The following is a 16,501-nucleotide window of genomic DNA, read 5'->3' on the forward strand; positions in this document are numbered from 1 at the left end:
TTTGAATTTGCTACAAGTGATCTATTATTCTAACTGAAATTATAGAACAGCAAGATTGCGGATATTTACAATGAAAAAAACATTAAGCTTACCGAAACCGCCCATAGGGATGATCAACCGTCACAAAAAAAACAATCCTGCGGAAATGAATAAAATTTTAAATCAACATTTTAATGCATTTAAACAAGCTGCCGCACAAGGCGATTATGCCAAAGCTTATCAACATGTTAAACAAGCTGTTAGTTTAGTTCCTAAACATCCGGGAGCTTTAGCTGACTTGGCTTATACCGAACTACGCTTAGGCCGTTATAACGATGCTTATCAACATTATTTACAAGCGATTCAGGCCAGCGGTCCTGCTGTAAATACAAATTTATATGATGGACTTACAGAAGTTTGTCATCATTTAAATAAAAAAGAAGAAACAATCAAATTTGGACGCTTGGCAATTACAACAAAAAAAGAACTTGCTAAGAGTGAGCCTGTTTTGCCGATTCCAAATCATGCACCACCCGAGTTTAGTTCAAACCCTCAAGAAAATATTATTGCTTTTTCATTGTTTGGAGCAAACCCACGTTATTGTGAAACCTCTATTTTAAATACTGAGTTAGCTAAACAGATTTATCCAGAGTGGACATGCCGATTTTATGTTGATGATACCGTGCCAGTATCTATTCAACAGCGCTTAAAAGAGAAGGGCGCGCAAGTGGTACAAGTGACGGACTCTCAAAAACAATTATCAGGGCTATTTTGGCGTTTTTTTGTGATGGATGATCCGACAATTAAGCGTTTTCTGATACGTGATGCCGACTCTATTGTGTCGCATCGTGAAAAGGCTGCTGTAGATGCATGGCTCAAAAGTGATAAGTGGTTTCACTTAATGCGAGATAACTATTCTCATACTGAGCTAATTCTGGCTGGAATGTGGGGCGGATGTACGGGGATTTTTCATAATATTGAAGCACATATCAGGGATTATGTTGCCACCGGACGTTATCTGGATAATCGGGTGATGGATCAACATTATCTGCGTTATTGTATTTGGCCGACTTTAAAACAGAGCGTGCTTATACACGATAGCCAACAATTTGATTCAGATAGTATCGATTTTCCAGCTTATGATCTGGCGTTAATGCAAAGCGACAGTGAAAATTTTCATGTAGGAATGAATGACGGTTCACCAGTAATTGCTACAGCAGTTGCCCATCCAACAGCTCAAAGAGTGTGTTGGGTGCTCCTCGATGAAAATCAGGTCGAAGTTTGCAGATACGATGCAATTGTGTCGAATAGTCGAAATATCGAGATTAACTTACCTCATGCTTTTGCCAAAAAAATTCAGGCCGAGCAGTGGAAATTACAAGTCTATCCGTATGAAAACTGATTGATTAGTTATTTAGGCACAATTAAACTACATTCATCATAATTTATATAAATACGGCATTATCTGGAGAGTGTGCATGAGTACAAACCAATTTGATCATGTAACGGTCATCAAAAAATCAAACGTTTATTTTGGTGGAGCATGTATCAGCCATACTGTGCAATTTGAAGATGGAACGAAAAAAACACTAGGTGTTATTTTGCCGACTGAGCAACCTTTAACTTTTGAAACGCATGTTCCTGAGCGTATGGAAATTATTTCAGGTGAATGCCGCGTAAAAATTGCAGACAGTAATGAAAGCGAATTGTTTCGTGCAGGCCAATCTTTTTATGTGCCTGGAAATAGTGTTTTCAAAATCGAAACTGATGAAGTGCTCGATTACGTGTGCCATTTAGAAGGCTAAGAAATTCCTGTTCAAATCGGGTACACTATGCCCAAAGAAATCCTGCGAAGTTGGCTTTGCAGGATTTTATTTTTTTGCTCAAACGTTGTTAGAGGTCATGCATGGCAAAACAGGAATATTATTATGGCGTTCATTCAGTGGAGTCATTGTTAGAGCTTGAGCCGGAGCGTGTGCTAACCCTGTTTACTTTAAAAGGACGGGATGATCAGCGTTTGCAAAAGATTTTGCAATTGGCAGAACCTTTTGGAATCAGTGTACAAAAAGCAAGCCGCGATAGTCTTGAAAAACTTGCAGGTCTACCATTTCATCAAGGTGTAGTTGCAGCAGTGCGTCCGCATCCTGTCTTAAATGAACAAGATCTTGATAAAATCTTAAGTGAAACTCCAGATGCCTTGTTGTTGGCGTTAGATCAGGTGACAGACCCGCATAACTTAGGGGCTTGTATCCGTACCGCTGCTGCGATGGGCGTGCAAGCAGTCATCGTACCTCGTGATCGCTCAGCAAGTTTGACCCCGACTGCTCGTAAAGTTGCAGCTGGTGGAGCCGAGAAAGTTAAATTCATTCAAGTCACAAATTTAGCCCGTACATTAGCTCATCTTAAAGAAACTACGCATGTACGTGTGATTGGTACCATGCTTGATGAAAGCGCGTTACCACTTCAAAAATGTGATTTTTCTGGCCCAGTTGTGATTGTGATGGGAGCCGAAGATACAGGTTTGCGCCCTATTACACAGGCACAGTGTGATCATAAAGTTTATATTCCGATGTCTGGAAATCTACAAAGTCTAAATGTCAGTGTAGCGACTGGTATGGCACTTTATGAGGCTTGCCGTCAGCGTTCTGAGGTATAATTTAGCTGCCTTTCTAGTTTTTAAGTCTTGATATGTCTCCCCGTAAGCAAGGTTATTTCTTTGTATTGGTGACCATGTGCATTTGGGGCGGGTTTACACTTTTTGCCCGTTTAAATGCACAGTGGCACATCAGTGCTTGGGACATTGCCGCACTGCGCTTCGCTTTAGCCTTCCTGATTTTAATGCCTATTCTGATCTATAAGAAAGATCTCGCTTTTTTATGGAGTAAGCATGCGGTTATTTTGGCACTCATTGGCGGTGTCATCTATTGTCTTACCGTCTATACTGCTTTTCTCTATGCTCCCGCGGCGCACGCTGCAATTTTCTTAAATGGCTGTATTCCAATTTGTACTGCGTTTGCAGCATACATTTTATTTAGGCAGCCCTTTGATAAACATACATGGGTGAGTCTCGCAATCATGATAGCCGCTTTGGCCCTTATGAGCGCTTTGATGCTGCAAAGTAATGCTTCTGCTTTTGGAGTAGGTGATTTACTCCTTTTTATTAGTGCGATTTGGTGGGGCATTTTTACTGTGTTACTTAAACAGTGGAAACTTTCTGCATGGCACTCTATGGCAAGTGTTGCGATTTGGTCTGCAATTATTTATTTGCCCATTTATCTTTTATTTTTGCCTAAACATTTCATGCAAGTCAGTCCTGTCCATTTAGCGATACAGGGCATTTTCCATGGTGTGTTTGTGGTTATTATTGCGACTCTGACTTATGTAGCAGCGATTCAGCGACTTGGTGCTTTTAAAACAGGAAGTATTGTAACTTTGGCGCCGTTTATTGCTGCCATTTTAGCTGTACCTTTACTTGGTGAAACATTAAGCCCATCGATTGTTGTGGGCTTGGTTGGAATGGGAATCGGTACCTTACAACCTTGGCGCTGGTTTCGACAAGACAGCTTGGCACAAAAAATTCAGCAGCAAAATAAACAAGATTAGTTTATGCGCTTCAAATAGCTTTGATGTAAGGGCTCTAATTGCTGATATAAATGCTCGAGTAATCCGTCATTAAACACAATGTCATTAGCAAGTTCGCGTTTACGCTCACGTGGCATTTGTGCGGCAATAATTTTCTGAATTTGTTCTTGGTTTTGTCCATCGCGCTGGCTGGCACGCTGAATTTGAGTTTGTTCACTCGCATCAACTAATAAAGTGTGGTTAACCAATTCATGCTGGTTGGTTTCGAAAAGTAGCGGTGAAACCAAAATCACATATGGACTTTTGGGGTTTTGTAGCTGTTGAATAATAGACTGACGAATTGCAGGGTGAGTAATTTTCTCAAGTGTTTGTCTTGCTTCAGGATTTTGAAATATATACTCGCGTAGAGCACGACGGTCTAGGCTTCCATCAGGTTGAAGCACCCAATCTCCAAAAGTTTGTTGGATTTTTTGCAGGGCAGGTTGGCCTTTTTCAACCACTTCGCGAGCAACGATGTCGGCATCGACGACTTGTATTCCTTGGGACTCAAACCATTGTGTTGCAGCAGATTTTCCGCTACCAATTCCACCTGTGACTCCCAGAATAAAAGCCATCTTAACCTCCCAAATAGATTTTCATAATCTGGTCACCCCATAAAAAGGCAACCCAACCTGCAATGGCAATGTAGGGCCCAAAGGCAAAGGGCTGATTGTCATTGCGTAATTTTAGTAAAATGATGCCAATAATTGCACCTAGTAAAGATGACAATAGCACAATTAATGGCAGCATCAATGGCCCCATCCAAGCGCCTAATGCGGCAAGCAATTTAAAGTCGCCGTAGCCCATGCCTTCTTTGCCTGTAATGACTTTAAACAGGTAATACACAATCCACAGGCATAAAAAACCGATTAAGTAACCCCAAATGGCTGAAGTTGGGCTGGTGTAAATGCTAAAGGTATTAATGCCTAAACCAAGTGCGGCCAAAGGCAGGGTAAAGCGATCAGGTAATAACTGCGTATCGAAATCAATAAAGGTTAAAGCAATTAAAATCCAAGTAAGGATTAATCCAAAAAGCATTTGTATGGTTGGGCCAAATACCATGACCACAATCAGTGAACATGCCATGGTGAGTAGTTCAATGGCTGGGTAGCGCATACTGATAGGGTGCTGACAATGCCCACATTTTCCTTTTAAAACCAACCAGCTTATGACAGGAATATTTTGGTACCAGCGAATGGGCTGGTGACACGCTGGGCATGAGGAAGCAGGTTTACTTAATGTCAGTTTTCCATGGTCAATAATGGGCTGCTCAGGATCGAGCAACATTTGACATTCTTGATGCCAATCTTGCTCCATCATTTTTGGGGTGCGGTAAATCACCACATTTAGAAAGCTACCAATACACAGGCTCAATAATGCAACTGCAATATAAAGTGCAGTTAAGTTTTGAATAAAATAAGCAATCATTTCTTGCATTATACGACTGAGCCCATTTGGAAAATTGGAAGATACATAGCAATAACCAGACCGCCTACGAGTACCCCTAAAATTGCCATGATTAAAGGTTCCATCATTGAAGTTAAGCCATCGACGGCATTATCAACTTCATTTTCATAGTAAGTGGCAACTTTATCGAGCATGCTGTCTAGTGCACCAGATTCTTCACCAATTGCGACCATTTGTATAGCCATAGATGGAAAACGATTTGATACACGCATTGCAAATTGGAGTTGTTGACCTGTAGCAACATCTTCACGAATTTTCATTACAGCTTTTTCATAAATAACATTGTTGGTTGCACCAGCCGTTGATTCAAGCGCATCAATGAGCGGAACACCAGCGGCAAACGTGGTGGCTAAAGTACGGCTGTAGCGGGCAATAATTGCCTTGTAAACCAGATCACCAAAGATGGGTAATTTAAGAGTGAGCTTATCTAAACCATCACGGAATTTTTTACTGCGCTTTTTAGCTTCCAGAAATGCGGCAATAATTGCACCAATCACAATAATCATAATGAACCAGTATTCCTGCATCCATTTCGACATGTTGACAACCATTTGTGTAAAAGCAGGCAAATCTGCACCAAAGGAAGAAAACAAGTCTTGGAAAACGGGAACGACTTTAACCATCAAAATAATAGTAACGATTATGGCTACCACAACAACTGTGGCCGGGTATTTCATGGCCTTCTTAATTTTCTGCTTGAGTAATTCACTTTTTTCTTTGTAAATTGCCACGCGGTCCAACATAGTTTCAAGCGCACCCGATTGTTCGCCCGATTCTACAAGCGAGCAAAACAGTTTATCGAAGTGCTGAGGATACTTTCTTAAAGCAGAGGCAAAAGTACTACCACCTTCAACTTCACCTTTAATACCAAGCACTACCTCGCGCATAGCTGGGTTTTCTAAACCCTCCGCTACAATTTCAAAGCCTTGTACCAATGGAACACCAGCTTTCATCATGGTTGCAAGTTGTCGGGTAAAAATCGTGATATCGAGCGTTGATACTTTTTTCTTGAATAAACCCTCAAGAATATTTTTACGCTTTTCCCGAATATTACGGACAGTTACCCCTTGTTTGCGTAGAGTGACTTTGGCTAAAGCCATATTTTTAGCCGGAAGTTCTCCCTTAATTTTTACGCCTTTACGGTCAACCCCTTCATAAGCAAAAGTCGGCATCAATTGTGCCTTTTTGACAGTCATGACATTATCCTTATTTTAAATTGTCTTTTATTCACTGGTCACGCGATTGACTTCTTGTAAAGAAGTAACACCTTGCATGACTTTCTTTAAACCTGAGCGACGCAGATTACTAAACCCCAATTTTTCAGAAGCAGCAGCGATTTCTAAAGCGTTGCCATCTTCCATAATAATCTTGGAAATCTCAGGTGTGACTTTCATTACTTCATAAATACCAACTCGACCTTTGTAACCCTCCCGACATTCTGGACAACCGACTGGCTGAAAAACTTGAAAATCGGGATGTGTGAGATCATGTTCAGTAAAACCCATTTCTAATAGGCTCTGTTTAGGAATATCCGCAGCTATTTTACATTGTGGACATAATCGACGCGCCAAACGCTGAGCAATCACCAGATTGACCGATGTCGCAATATTAAAAGAGGGAACTCCCATATTACGTAGGCGAGTAAGTGTTTCAGGGGCACTGTTGGTATGGAGCGTAGACATGACCATATGCCCCGTCTGAGCCGCCTTAATCGCGATTTCAGCTGTTTCTAAATCACGAATCTCACCAACCATAATAATGTCAGGATCCTGACGTAAAAATGATTTAAGCGCAGCCGAAAAAGTAAGGCCTACCTTAGAGTTCACGTTCACCTGATTAATACCTTCAAGGTTAATTTCGACTGGATCTTCAGCAGTCGAAATATTGGAACTTTCAGTGTTTAAAATATTGAGCCCTGTATATAAAGATACTGTTTTACCGGAACCCGTCGGACCTGTGATTAAAAGCATACCTTGTGGCTTATCTAATGCTTCCATAAAGAGCGCTTTTTGCTCTTCTTCATATCCTAGAGCATCAATTCCCAGCATGGCACTCGATGGGTCGAGGATACGCAGAACTAGCTTTTCACCAAATAAGGTCGGAAGTGAATTCACACGAAAATCAATTGCTTTAGATTTCGATAACTTAAGTTTGATACGACCATCTTGAGGGACACGCTTTTCGGAAATGTCCATTTGAGACATTACTTTTAAACGTGAAGCTAAACGATTAGCCAGTTGCAAAGGCGGATTGGCAATTTGACGCAAAACGCCATCGACCCGATAACGGACTCGATACGATTTTTCATAGGGTTCAAAATGTAAATCAGAAGCTCCCATACGAATCGCATCAATTAATAACTTGTTAATATATTTAACAATAGGTGCTTCATCGCCCTGCGGAGTATCTTCATCCTCTTCTGGAGCAGTTGAATTATCAAGATCTACATCAAGATCAAATTCTTCATCACTAAACTCGAAATTGCTTTCTTCAGTAAATTGCTGCGCCAGAATTTTCTCAAGTTTATGATGCTCGACAATAACTGGCTCAACCATTAGCTTGCTGTTGAAGCGAATAGCATCAATAGCCTCAATATTACTGGGATTACTGGTCGCAACATATAAAATCTGTCCTCTTTGTATAAGAGGTAAGACCCGATGTTTTAAAATCAGTTTCTGGTCGACCAAATCTTTGGGAATTTGGCTGGGATCGTAAACGTCCAGATCAAAATATGGTTCAGCAAATTCAATAGAAATTGTTTCAGCTAATAAAGAAGGAGATAGATGAATCTCTTCAATCAGGTACGCAACCGTATCCCGTTTAGCTCTTTTTGCTGCATCTAATACTGTTTGCATGGTCGCTGCCGACACATGTTTTTCTTCGACTAATCGTCGAAAAAACCCCGAAAATTTTGGAGATGTATGTATGACTGACATCTGCCTACCTGTGCTCATATGTTTATAATTGGTATATAAAAAATTATACTTTTGTTATCTAAAATTACTACCTGAGAAAATGATGCTCTCGTCTTGATCCGATTGTTAAAGCTTGAACCAGTCGAAGTTTTTATTCATTAATTTTTAAAAGGTGCGGCTTTTGGTTCAATAAAGTTTTATTACTGTTTTCAAATAGTAGAAAAGATATGAGCAAAGCCGTTAAAGAAAAGTATCTGAAATTTGTAGAAATGCGTGTAGAATGTGCTGCATTTTTGATGAAAGGTGAGCCGTATGTCGGGTTCGACGATTACGCCTTGGGTAGTTGGCAACTGGAAAATGAACCCAATGCGTGCCAATGCCAAACAACTTATAGAAGAATTTAAACAACTATTGCAACAAAACGAAATTACAGATGAAAGCTGTCATGTCGGGGTTGCTCCGGTTTCTATTGCACTTGCAATGGTACAAACACAATTGCAAGATGCTGCAAGAACAGTATATACAGTTGCACAAGATGTTTCTCGTGTAGCAGGTACGGGCGCCTATACGGGTGAAGTCAGTGCAGAATTATTAAAAGATAGCCAAATTAATTTTGTATTGGTGGGTCATTCTGAACGCCGTGATTTATTAGGTGATAACGTTGAAATTTTGAAGGCTAAACTCCAAAACTCTTTAAATGCAGGCTTAACTGTCATTTATTGTGTAGGTGAAAGCCTCGAACAGCGTGAACAAGGTTCGGCAGAGCAGGTTGTATTGCAACAAATCTGTGATATAGCTCCTGTAGTGACCGCAGAGCAGTGGCAAAAGCAAATTGTAATTGCTTATGAGCCAATCTGGGCAATTGGTACAGGTAAAACTGCTTCACCAGAAGATGCACAGGCAATGCATGCTAAAATCCGTGAAGGTTTAAGTCAGATTACCTCTGCGGGTCCAGACATTGCGATTTTATATGGCGGTAGTGTAAAAGCTGAAAATGCAGTCGAGTTGGCAGCATGTCCAGATATTAATGGCGCGTTGGTAGGAGGAGCTTCGTTAAATGCAGCCTCTTTCTATCAAATCGTAGAAGCCTTTGCACAAAGTAAATAACGAGGATAGGGTATGCACTCTTTTGTACTGATCGTACATATTATTTTAGCGGTACTGATGATTGGCTTGATTCTAGTGCAACACGGTAAAGGTGCGGACGCTGGTGCCTCTTTCGGTGGTGGCGGAGCAGCAACTGTATTTGGTGCATCAGGTTCAGCTAATTTCCTTACTCGCCTTACTGCTGTTTTAACAGCACTGTTTTTTGTGACGAGTTTAACCTTAGCTGTTTTTGCGAAAAAACAGACTACTGAGGCATATAGTTTGAAAACCGTACAAACAACAGCACCAATTCAAACAACATCGCCTGAAACTTCACCAAATGCACCAAAAACGAGTCAATAATTCGAAATAAGGCTTTCCTTTTGCAGTTGGAAGCACTAGAATGCGTCCCACAAGCTGCGGTGGTGGTGGAATTGGTAGACACGCTACCTTGAGGTGGTAGTGCCTTCGGGCGTGGGGGTTCAAGTCCCCCCTTCCGCACCAACTTTGAACCAGAAAGTTGAGTGCAAGCAGTTTTTTGATGCGGGATGGAGCAGTCTGGTAGCTCGTCGGGCTCATAACCCGAAGGTCGTTGGTTCAAATCCAGCTCCCGCTACCAAATTGATTAAGGTGCAACTTAATCAGACAGTATCGAGAAAGTTTACATTGACTTTATTTGATATTTGTATATAATTTTTGCACGTTGATGCGGGATGGAGCAGTCTGGTAGCTCGTCGGGCTCATAACCCGAAGGTCGTTGGTTCAAATCCAGCTCCCGCTACCAAGTTTCTTAAAAGAGGCTCACAGACAAGTGGGCCTTTTTGCACAGTGGACTATTGTTTTCTGTGCAAGATAGGGGCGATTAACGCCCTTTTTTATTGGTTATCGTATCGCTATCGTGTAGTTTCGACATCAATTGGTCAAATAGTCATGCTTCACTATAGTAGGTCTGTGTCGGTTAAAACAACCGATTGAATCGCACGAGAATGACGAGAGTAAATGAAATTATCAAATAAATCCCAAGCATTGCATGACTTAATTGTTCCTGCAGTACAAGCATGTGGTGTCGACCTTTGGGGAATCGAGTTTCTCCCACAAGGCAAACGTTCATTATTGCGTATTTATATCGATAAAGCGGTAAGTGAAGATGCTGAGCCTGTACTTAATGAAGATGGCGAAGTAGAACAAGGCCGTGGTATTGGTGTACAAGATTGTGTGCGTGTAACACAACAAGTTGGCGCAATGCTGGATGTCCATGATCCAATTTCAGGTGAGTATTCATTAGAAGTTTCTTCACCGGGCTGGGATCGTCCATTTTTTCAACTAGAACAGTTACAAGGCTACATTGGACAACAAATAGCTTTACGTTTGATTGCAGCAGTAGAAAACCGTCGTAAATTTCAAGCAAAACTTATCGCAGTAGATCTTGAAAATGAAGAAATTCAGGTTGAAGTTGATGGGAAGCACGTGCTTGAGATCGACAGCAACAATATCGATAAAGCAAACTTGATCTATCAAGATTAAATTTATTAAATTTTATAAGAAATCGGTAGGTGACTTATGGGCCGCGAAATTCTTACCGTTGTTGAAACGGTTAGTAATGAAAAAGGTGTTAGTCGTGAAGCGATCTTCGAGGCTTTAGAACAAGCTCTAGTTGCTGCAACGAAGAAAAGATTTTACGAAGGTACGCATGCTGAAGAAGCTCAGCTTCGTGTAGAAATCGATCGCAAAACTGGTGATTACCGCACATTCCGTCAATGGACTGTTGTGGCAGATGAAGATCATGAAATGCCAGCTTGCCAAGATGCGATTTCTGACCTTGACCCATCTAAATGGTCAATTGGTGATGTGCGTGAACTCGAAGTGGAATCTATTGAGTTCGGTCGTATCGCTGCACAAATTGCAAAACAAGTTATTGTACAAAAAATTCGTGAAGCTGAACGTGCTTTAGTTGCTGATGCATACGAGTCTAAAGTTGGTGAGTTAATCTACGGTGAAGTTAAAAAACAAACCAAAGATGGTTTCATTATCGATTTAGGTGACAACGCTGAAGCTTATCTTGCGCGCGAAGAAATGATTCCTAAAGAAATTCTTCGTCCAAAACAACGCATGAACGCGATTTTATATAATGTTAACCGTGAAGGTCGTGGCGCTCAGTTGTTATTATCGCGCGCTAAGCCTGAAATGTTAATTGCTTTAATGAAGAAAGAAATTCCTGAAATTTCTGAAGAAATTATTGAAATTAAAGCGGCGGCACGTCAGCCAGGCGTTCGTGCTAAAATTGCAGTGAAAACAAATGACCATCGTATTGACCCGGTAGGTGCATGTATTGGTATGCGTGGTACGCGTATTCAAGCGGTACAACAAGAGTTAAACGGTGAACGTATTGATGTAGTGGTCTGGTCTGATGATCCAGCTCAATACATTGCAAGTGCATTAGAACCAGCTGATGTTTCAGGCATCGTGCTTGATGAAGATGCAAGAAGTGCCGATATTATTTTTGCAACCAGCGATCAATTGGCTCGTGCGATTGGCTCACAAGGCCAAAATGTTCGTTTGGCTTCTGATTTAACTGGCTACAAACTCGACATGATGCTTGAAGAAGAGTATCGTGCTCGTCAGCAAAATGAAGCTCAGCAATATCTTGACATGTTTGTATCACGTCTCGATATTGAAGAAGATTTAGCAATGGCATTGGTGGAAATGGGCTTTACCTCTTTAGAAGAGATTGCTTATGTTCCAGCTGAAACTTTTGACGAAATTGAGCTTGATGCTGAATTGGTTGAGTTATTGCAAAGTCGTGCAAAAGAAGCAGCACTTACTGATGCTTTGAAACAGCAAGAAAATATTCAAGAACCGAGCGCAGACCTTCTAACTATGGAAGGCATGACTTCTGAGATCGCTTACTCGCTTGCCGCTCGCGGTATTATTACTGTCGATGATTTGGCAGATCAGGCTACTGACGATATCTCTGATATTGAAGGACTTGGTCATGAAAAAGCAGGTCAATTGATCATGAAAGCTCGCGAATCATGGTTTAACTAGGAGATGAAATATGACGGACAAGTCGATTAAAGAGTTAGCTCTCAGTGTAGGACGTCCTGTTGAGAAGCTCCTAGAACAGGCTCGTGAAGCAGGTTTGCCTCAACGTACAGCAGACGATATTATTACCACTGAACAACAGGATACTTTAGTCAATCATTTGAAAAAAGTGCATGGTCAGGAAAGTGGTAACACAGGAAAAATTGCGTTGAAACGTAAAACAACCAGTACCGCTAAAGTTGCAAGTACTTCAGGTAAAGCAAAAACAATTAACGTAGAAGTACGTAAAAAACAGGTTTTTGCTAAACCAAACCCTGAACAAATTGCAGCTGAAGCTAAAGCACGTGCAGAAGCTGAAGCTAAAACACGTGTAGAACAGCAAACGCGTGACACTGAACAGCAAAACGCGCGTCTTCAAACAGAGCAAAAAGCAAAAGCAACTTTAGATGCTATGCGTGCTGCTCATCAACAAGATAGCGCTGCGCAGACAGCTCCTAAAGCTGCTGTAGTAGTGAAAAAACGTGGTGGTGGTACAGTAAAACCTGCACCAAAACCAGCAGAAACATTAGAGCAAAAGAAAGCGCGTGAAGCACAAACAGCTCAGTTAAAAGCAACTGAAGAAGCTGCGCGTCGTAAAGCGGCTGAAGAAGCTCAGCAACGTACACTTGAACAAATGCGCAAAATGGCGTCTAAGTATTCAAATGACGAGGCTACTACGACAATTCGTGTGATTGATGATTCTCCACTTGCTTCAGGTCTAGTTGGCCAAGCTTATGAAGATTCATTTAAGCAAGAAGACCGTGAAATTAAACGCGGTGGCGCAACCACTAACCCACGTGCGGGTAAAAAAGGTGGTCGTCGTGGTCAAGAAGAGCAAAGCTTTGTTAACCATAACAAACGTGGTTTAAAATCAAGCCAGGCAAATAAGCATGGATTTGAAAAGCCAGTTAAAAAGCAAGTTTATGATGTAGAAATCGGTTCAAGCATTGTTGTTGCCGATCTCGCTCAAAAAATGGCGATTAAAGTACGTGAAGTTATCAAAACACTTATGAAAATGGGTGAGTTGGTTAATCAGGAACAAGCTATTGACCAAGATACAGCAGCACTTGTTGTTGAAGAAATGGGCCATAACCCTGTTTTAGTTTCTGATACCCAAGCGGAAGATAACTTGCTTGAAGCGGCTGAAGAAGCACGTGGTGAGCAAACAACTCGTCCGCCAGTTGTTACCATTATGGGTCACGTTGACCATGGTAAAACATCATTGCTTGACCGTATCCGTCGTTCGAAAGTGGCGGCAGGTGAAGCAGGTGGTATTACCCAGCATATTGGTGCATATCACGTTGAAACAGACAAAGGAATTATTACATTCCTTGATACACCGGGACATGCTGCATTTACTTCAATGCGTGCACGTGGTGCTAAAGCAACGGATATCGTTGTATTGGTTGTTGCAGCAGATGACGGTGTAATGCCACAAACTGCAGAAGCAATTGACCATGCGCGTGCAGCGGGTACTCCAATTATTGTTGCTATCAACAAAATGGATAAAGAATCTGCTGATCCAGACCGTGTGTTAAATGAATTAACAACGAAACAAATCGTTCCAGAAGAATGGGGTGGTGATGTTCCGATTGCTAAGGTTTCTGCACACAGTGGACAAGGTATTGATGAACTTCTTGATTTAATTCTTATTCAATCAGAATTGATGGAATTAAAAGCATCTGCTCAAGGTGCTGCTCAAGGTGTAGTTATTGAAGCACGTGTTGATAAAGGCCGTGGTGCAGTAACTTCTATTCTTGTTCAAAACGGTACATTAAATATTGGTGACCTTGTTCTTGCAGGTTCATCATATGGTCGTGTCCGTGCAATGTCTGATGAAAATGGTAAGCCTATTAAATCAGCAGGACCATCTATTCCAGTAGAAATTCTGGGTCTTCCAGATGCTCCAATGGCAGGTGATGAAGTTCTTGTTGTGAATGACGAGAAGAAAGCACGTGAAGTTGCTGATGCTCGTGCTGACCGTGAACGTCAAAAACGTATTGATCGTCAAAGTGCAATGCGTCTTGAAAACATCATGTCGTCAATGGGCAAAAAAGATGTTCCTACAGTCAACGTTGTTTTAAGAACAGACGTACGTGGTACTTTAGAAGCATTGAATGCAGCTTTACATGAATTATCTACTGATGAAGTAAAAGTTCGTGTAATTAGTTCGGGTGTTGGTGCGATTACTGAGTCTGATGTGATTCTTGCTGAATCTTCAGAAGCTGTATTGTTAGGCTTTAACGTTCGTGCCGATACAACTGCTCGTCAGAGAAGTGACCAAGACGGTATCGATATTCGTTACTACAGCATCATCTATGAATTAATTGATGATGTGAAAGATGCCATGAGCGGTAAACTTGCTCCTGAACATCGTGAAACAATCTTGGGTGTTGCTGAAGTACGTGAGGTATTCCACTCAAGTAAGTTTGGTGCAGCAGCAGGCTGTATGGTACTTGAAGGTGTATTGCATCGTAATAAACCGATTCGCGTATTACGTGATGACGTGGTTGTGTTCCAAGGTGAGCTTGAATCTCTTCGTCGCTATAAAGAAGTGGTTGAAGAAGTTCGTGCCGGTATGGAATGTGGTCTTGCGGTGAAAGGTTATAAAGACATCAAAGTGAAAGATAAAATTGAAGTCTATGATGTTCAATTGATTAAACGGAGTCTTTAATGGCGGGTAGCCAACGCTTAAAGCGCATGGCGGATTCAGTGCAACGCGAGTTGTCTGAGCTGATCCGTCAGGAGCTTAAAGATCCTCGCTTAGGTGGTCTAGTGACCATCTCTGCGGTGAAAGTCAGTGCAGACATGGGTTATGCTGAAGTTTATGTCACTGTAATGGGACGTGAACTTGGCGATGAGCAAAGTGAGGCAGCAAATAAAGAAACTTTAGAGGTATTAAATAAAGCTTCTGGTTTCTTGCGTCATGAATTGAGTCGTCGTATCAAGACACGTATTACGCCAAGATTGCGTTTCCATTATGACAAGACGAATGCTTATGGTAACTATATGTTTGGTCTGATCGAGAAAGCGGTAAATGATTTACCGAAACGCGAGTCAGATGACGAACAGTAATATAAATTAAAAATAAAAAAGCCACCTTCGGGTGGCTTTTTTATTGGCTGGCTTTTTTCTAGTCTTTAGGAGGGTCCATAGGCGGTTTATTTTGCGAGAAACGCTGTCCAATTTTATAACGGTCCCAAGGCAGGGGGCGCTCAATTGCTTCTGGAACTTCTCCACTTAGCGAACGCAAACGTAAATGTAACGCAGCTTGAGCAATTAAATTGGCAGAAACCGGTGCGGTAATAAAAGCTAACAGTGTGATCAGTAGCTCGGCAAAACCGAAGCGGCCTTGGAAAGCAAAAAAGATCATAGAGGCGATCAAGAAGCTACCTAATCCTAACGTACTTGATTTTGTGGGTGCATGTAAGCGCATAAATAAGTCAGGTAGACGTACCATCCCAATTGAGCCGACTAACATAAAGAAAGCGCCAAAAACCAGAAAGACCGAAACAATAATTTCCATTACGAACTGCATTTTGATCTCTCCTTAATCGATAACATGACCGGTTGTGAAGTAGCGTGCTAAGGCTGCTGTAGATACAAAACCTAGCATAGCAACCAGTAGGGCACCTTCAAATAAAGAGGTCGTCATCCAATAAATGCCTAAAACAACAATGAGGCAAGTTGCATTTAAGAAAAGCGTATCGAGTGCTAAAAGTCGATCTACAATTGATGGGCCAATGACCAATCTGAAAAGGCAAAGTAGCATAGAGATTGTTATGGCAATCGAGCTAATACCTAGAGCATAGGGTAGGATCGTCATACACTTGCCTCCGTTTTGCTTTTTACATCAAAAATTTCCATAAGTGGCATTTCGTAACGTTGTTTGATGTCTTGAATATCAGATTCGGTATTATCCGTGCTCAACGCATGAACCAGAATATCTCCACGCTCCTGATCAATACCCGCAGAAACCGTTCCGGGCGTTGTGGTAATGATCATTGCCAGTAAGCTATTAACCTGCTCATGTTCCGTTTCTAAGGGCACACGATACCATTTAGGATGTAAATTTTTGGTAGGCCCTAAAACGAGTTTTGCCACCCGAAAGTTAGAAATGACAATATCCCAAAGAACGACAAAATATAATTTAACGGCCGGTTTCCAGTGAATATGTGGTGTACGGGTAATAAACGGTTTGACTAAACGAGGAATGATTAAACCTAAAAGCACCGCTGTCAGAAGGTCGCTAGCATCAAGACTATGTGACAACATCAGCCAAAATAAAATGATAAGAACGGAAACAAATGGATGTGGAAACCAGCGTTCAAGCAAATGAGATAACTGCATTG

At 41.4% G+C, this 16,501-nt stretch carries 17 protein-coding genes and 3 tRNA genes; 13 read left to right on the plus strand and 7 right to left on the minus strand.

Annotation, left to right across the window (positions count from 1 at the left end; all coding sequences use genetic code 11):
• Positions 1 to 70: 70 nt before the first annotated feature.
• The 4 genes from ACINWC141_RS16280 to ACINWC141_RS16295 all read left to right on the plus strand — a co-directional run bounded on the left by ACINWC141_RS16280 (position 71) and on the right by ACINWC141_RS16295 (position 3,582).
• Positions 71 to 1,381 carry a tetratricopeptide repeat protein gene (locus ACINWC141_RS16280; RefSeq protein WP_009393259.1) on the plus strand — a complete coding sequence of 437 codons (1,311 nt, stop codon included), beginning with the start codon at positions 71 to 73 and terminating at the stop codon, positions 1,379 to 1,381.
• A 76-nt stretch (positions 1,382 to 1,457) separates the two neighbouring features.
• A complete protein-coding gene (ppnP, locus tag ACINWC141_RS16285) occupies positions 1,458 to 1,784 on the plus strand; it encodes a pyrimidine/purine nucleoside phosphorylase (protein WP_009392983.1) in 327 nt (108 codons plus the stop codon).
• Positions 1,785 to 1,885: 101 nt separating this feature from the next.
• Positions 1,886 to 2,635, plus strand: coding sequence for a 23S rRNA (guanosine(2251)-2'-O)-methyltransferase RlmB (rlmB, locus tag ACINWC141_RS16290; RefSeq protein WP_009393119.1), 750 nt, complete (start codon positions 1,886 to 1,888; stop codon positions 2,633 to 2,635).
• Between the two features lie 32 nt (positions 2,636 to 2,667).
• Positions 2,668 to 3,582 (plus strand): DMT family transporter, encoded by a 915-nt coding sequence (locus tag ACINWC141_RS16295; RefSeq protein WP_009393217.1) that lies wholly within the window; start codon positions 2,668 to 2,670, stop codon positions 3,580 to 3,582.
• On the opposite strand, the gene coaE is transcribed toward ACINWC141_RS16295, so the two are convergent.
• The 4 genes from coaE to pilB are packed head-to-tail and all read right to left on the minus strand — an operon-like array spanning position 3,579 to position 8,003.
• A complete protein-coding gene (coaE, locus tag ACINWC141_RS16300) occupies positions 3,579 to 4,175 on the minus strand; it encodes a dephospho-CoA kinase (protein WP_009393107.1) in 597 nt (198 codons plus the stop codon). The two genes, ACINWC141_RS16295 and coaE, sit on opposite strands and share 4 nt — an antisense overlap.
• A 1-nt stretch (position 4,176) precedes the next feature.
• Positions 4,177 to 5,037 (minus strand): prepilin peptidase, encoded by an 861-nt coding sequence (locus ACINWC141_RS20630; RefSeq protein ID WP_009393101.1) that lies wholly within the window; start codon positions 5,035 to 5,037, stop codon positions 4,177 to 4,179.
• A complete protein-coding gene (locus tag ACINWC141_RS16310; RefSeq protein ID WP_009393255.1) occupies positions 5,037 to 6,263 on the minus strand; it encodes a type II secretion system F family protein in 1,227 nt (408 codons plus the stop codon). The genes ACINWC141_RS20630 and ACINWC141_RS16310 overlap by 1 nt, the downstream gene beginning before the upstream one ends.
• A 27-nt stretch (positions 6,264 to 6,290) precedes the next feature.
• Complete coding sequence (gene pilB / locus ACINWC141_RS16315) at positions 6,291 to 8,003, minus strand: type IV-A pilus assembly ATPase PilB (RefSeq protein WP_034678972.1); 1,713 nt, start codon at positions 8,001 to 8,003, stop codon at positions 6,291 to 6,293.
• 291 nt (positions 8,004 to 8,294) lie between these two features.
• Between pilB and tpiA the strand changes: the two genes are divergently transcribed.
• The 9 genes from tpiA to ACINWC141_RS16360 all read left to right on the plus strand — a co-directional run bounded on the left by tpiA (position 8,295) and on the right by ACINWC141_RS16360 (position 15,224).
• On the plus strand, positions 8,295 to 9,089 hold the full coding sequence (gene tpiA / locus ACINWC141_RS16320) for a triose-phosphate isomerase (RefSeq protein WP_009393253.1): 795 nt from the start codon (positions 8,295 to 8,297) through the stop codon (positions 9,087 to 9,089).
• A gap of 12 nt (positions 9,090 to 9,101) precedes the next feature.
• Positions 9,102 to 9,431, plus strand: a complete 330-nt coding sequence (gene secG, locus ACINWC141_RS16325) for a preprotein translocase subunit SecG (RefSeq protein ID WP_005037186.1) — start codon at positions 9,102 to 9,104, stop codon at positions 9,429 to 9,431.
• Between the two features lie 56 nt (positions 9,432 to 9,487).
• Positions 9,488 to 9,572, plus strand: a tRNA-Leu gene (locus ACINWC141_RS16330).
• A 38-nt stretch (positions 9,573 to 9,610) separates the two neighbouring features.
• Positions 9,611 to 9,687, plus strand: a tRNA-Met gene (locus ACINWC141_RS16335).
• Between the two features lie 88 nt (positions 9,688 to 9,775).
• Positions 9,776 to 9,852 (plus strand) — tRNA-Met (locus ACINWC141_RS16340).
• 215 nt (positions 9,853 to 10,067) lie between these two features.
• A complete protein-coding gene (gene rimP / locus ACINWC141_RS16345) occupies positions 10,068 to 10,592 on the plus strand; it encodes a ribosome maturation factor RimP (RefSeq protein ID WP_009392981.1) in 525 nt (174 codons plus the stop codon).
• Between the two features lie 36 nt (positions 10,593 to 10,628).
• Positions 10,629 to 12,113 carry a transcription termination factor NusA gene (gene nusA / locus ACINWC141_RS16350; RefSeq protein WP_009393117.1) on the plus strand — a complete coding sequence of 495 codons (1,485 nt, stop codon included), beginning with the start codon at positions 10,629 to 10,631 and terminating at the stop codon, positions 12,111 to 12,113.
• Positions 12,114 to 12,123: 10 nt separating this feature from the next.
• Complete coding sequence (infB, locus tag ACINWC141_RS16355; RefSeq protein WP_009392995.1) at positions 12,124 to 14,823, plus strand: translation initiation factor IF-2; 2,700 nt, start codon at positions 12,124 to 12,126, stop codon at positions 14,821 to 14,823.
• Complete coding sequence (locus tag ACINWC141_RS16360; protein WP_009393224.1) at positions 14,823 to 15,224, plus strand: ribosome-binding factor A; 402 nt, start codon at positions 14,823 to 14,825, stop codon at positions 15,222 to 15,224. Before infB ends, ACINWC141_RS16360 begins: the two co-directional genes overlap by 1 nt.
• Before the next feature lie 58 nt (positions 15,225 to 15,282).
• On the opposite strand, the gene ACINWC141_RS16365 is transcribed toward ACINWC141_RS16360, so the two are convergent.
• From ACINWC141_RS16365 to ACINWC141_RS16375, 3 genes are read right to left on the minus strand one after another with little or no spacing between them, the layout of a single operon-like run.
• The gene (locus ACINWC141_RS16365) at positions 15,283 to 15,687 is read right to left on the minus strand and encodes a Na+/H+ antiporter subunit G (RefSeq protein ID WP_009393074.1); all 405 of its coding nucleotides are present in this window, start codon (positions 15,685 to 15,687) and stop codon (positions 15,283 to 15,285) included.
• A 12-nt stretch (positions 15,688 to 15,699) separates the two neighbouring features.
• Positions 15,700 to 15,975, minus strand: a complete 276-nt coding sequence (locus ACINWC141_RS16370; protein ID WP_004795001.1) for a monovalent cation/H+ antiporter subunit F — start codon at positions 15,973 to 15,975, stop codon at positions 15,700 to 15,702.
• Positions 15,972 to 16,499, minus strand: coding sequence for a Na+/H+ antiporter subunit E (locus ACINWC141_RS16375; protein ID WP_009393118.1), 528 nt, complete (start codon positions 16,497 to 16,499; stop codon positions 15,972 to 15,974). Before ACINWC141_RS16375 ends, ACINWC141_RS16370 begins: the two co-directional genes overlap by 4 nt.
• Positions 16,500 to 16,501 lie beyond the last annotated feature (2 nt).

The organism is Acinetobacter sp. WC-141, assembly GCF_000313935.1.
Lineage (GTDB): Bacteria > Pseudomonadota > Gammaproteobacteria > Pseudomonadales > Moraxellaceae > Acinetobacter.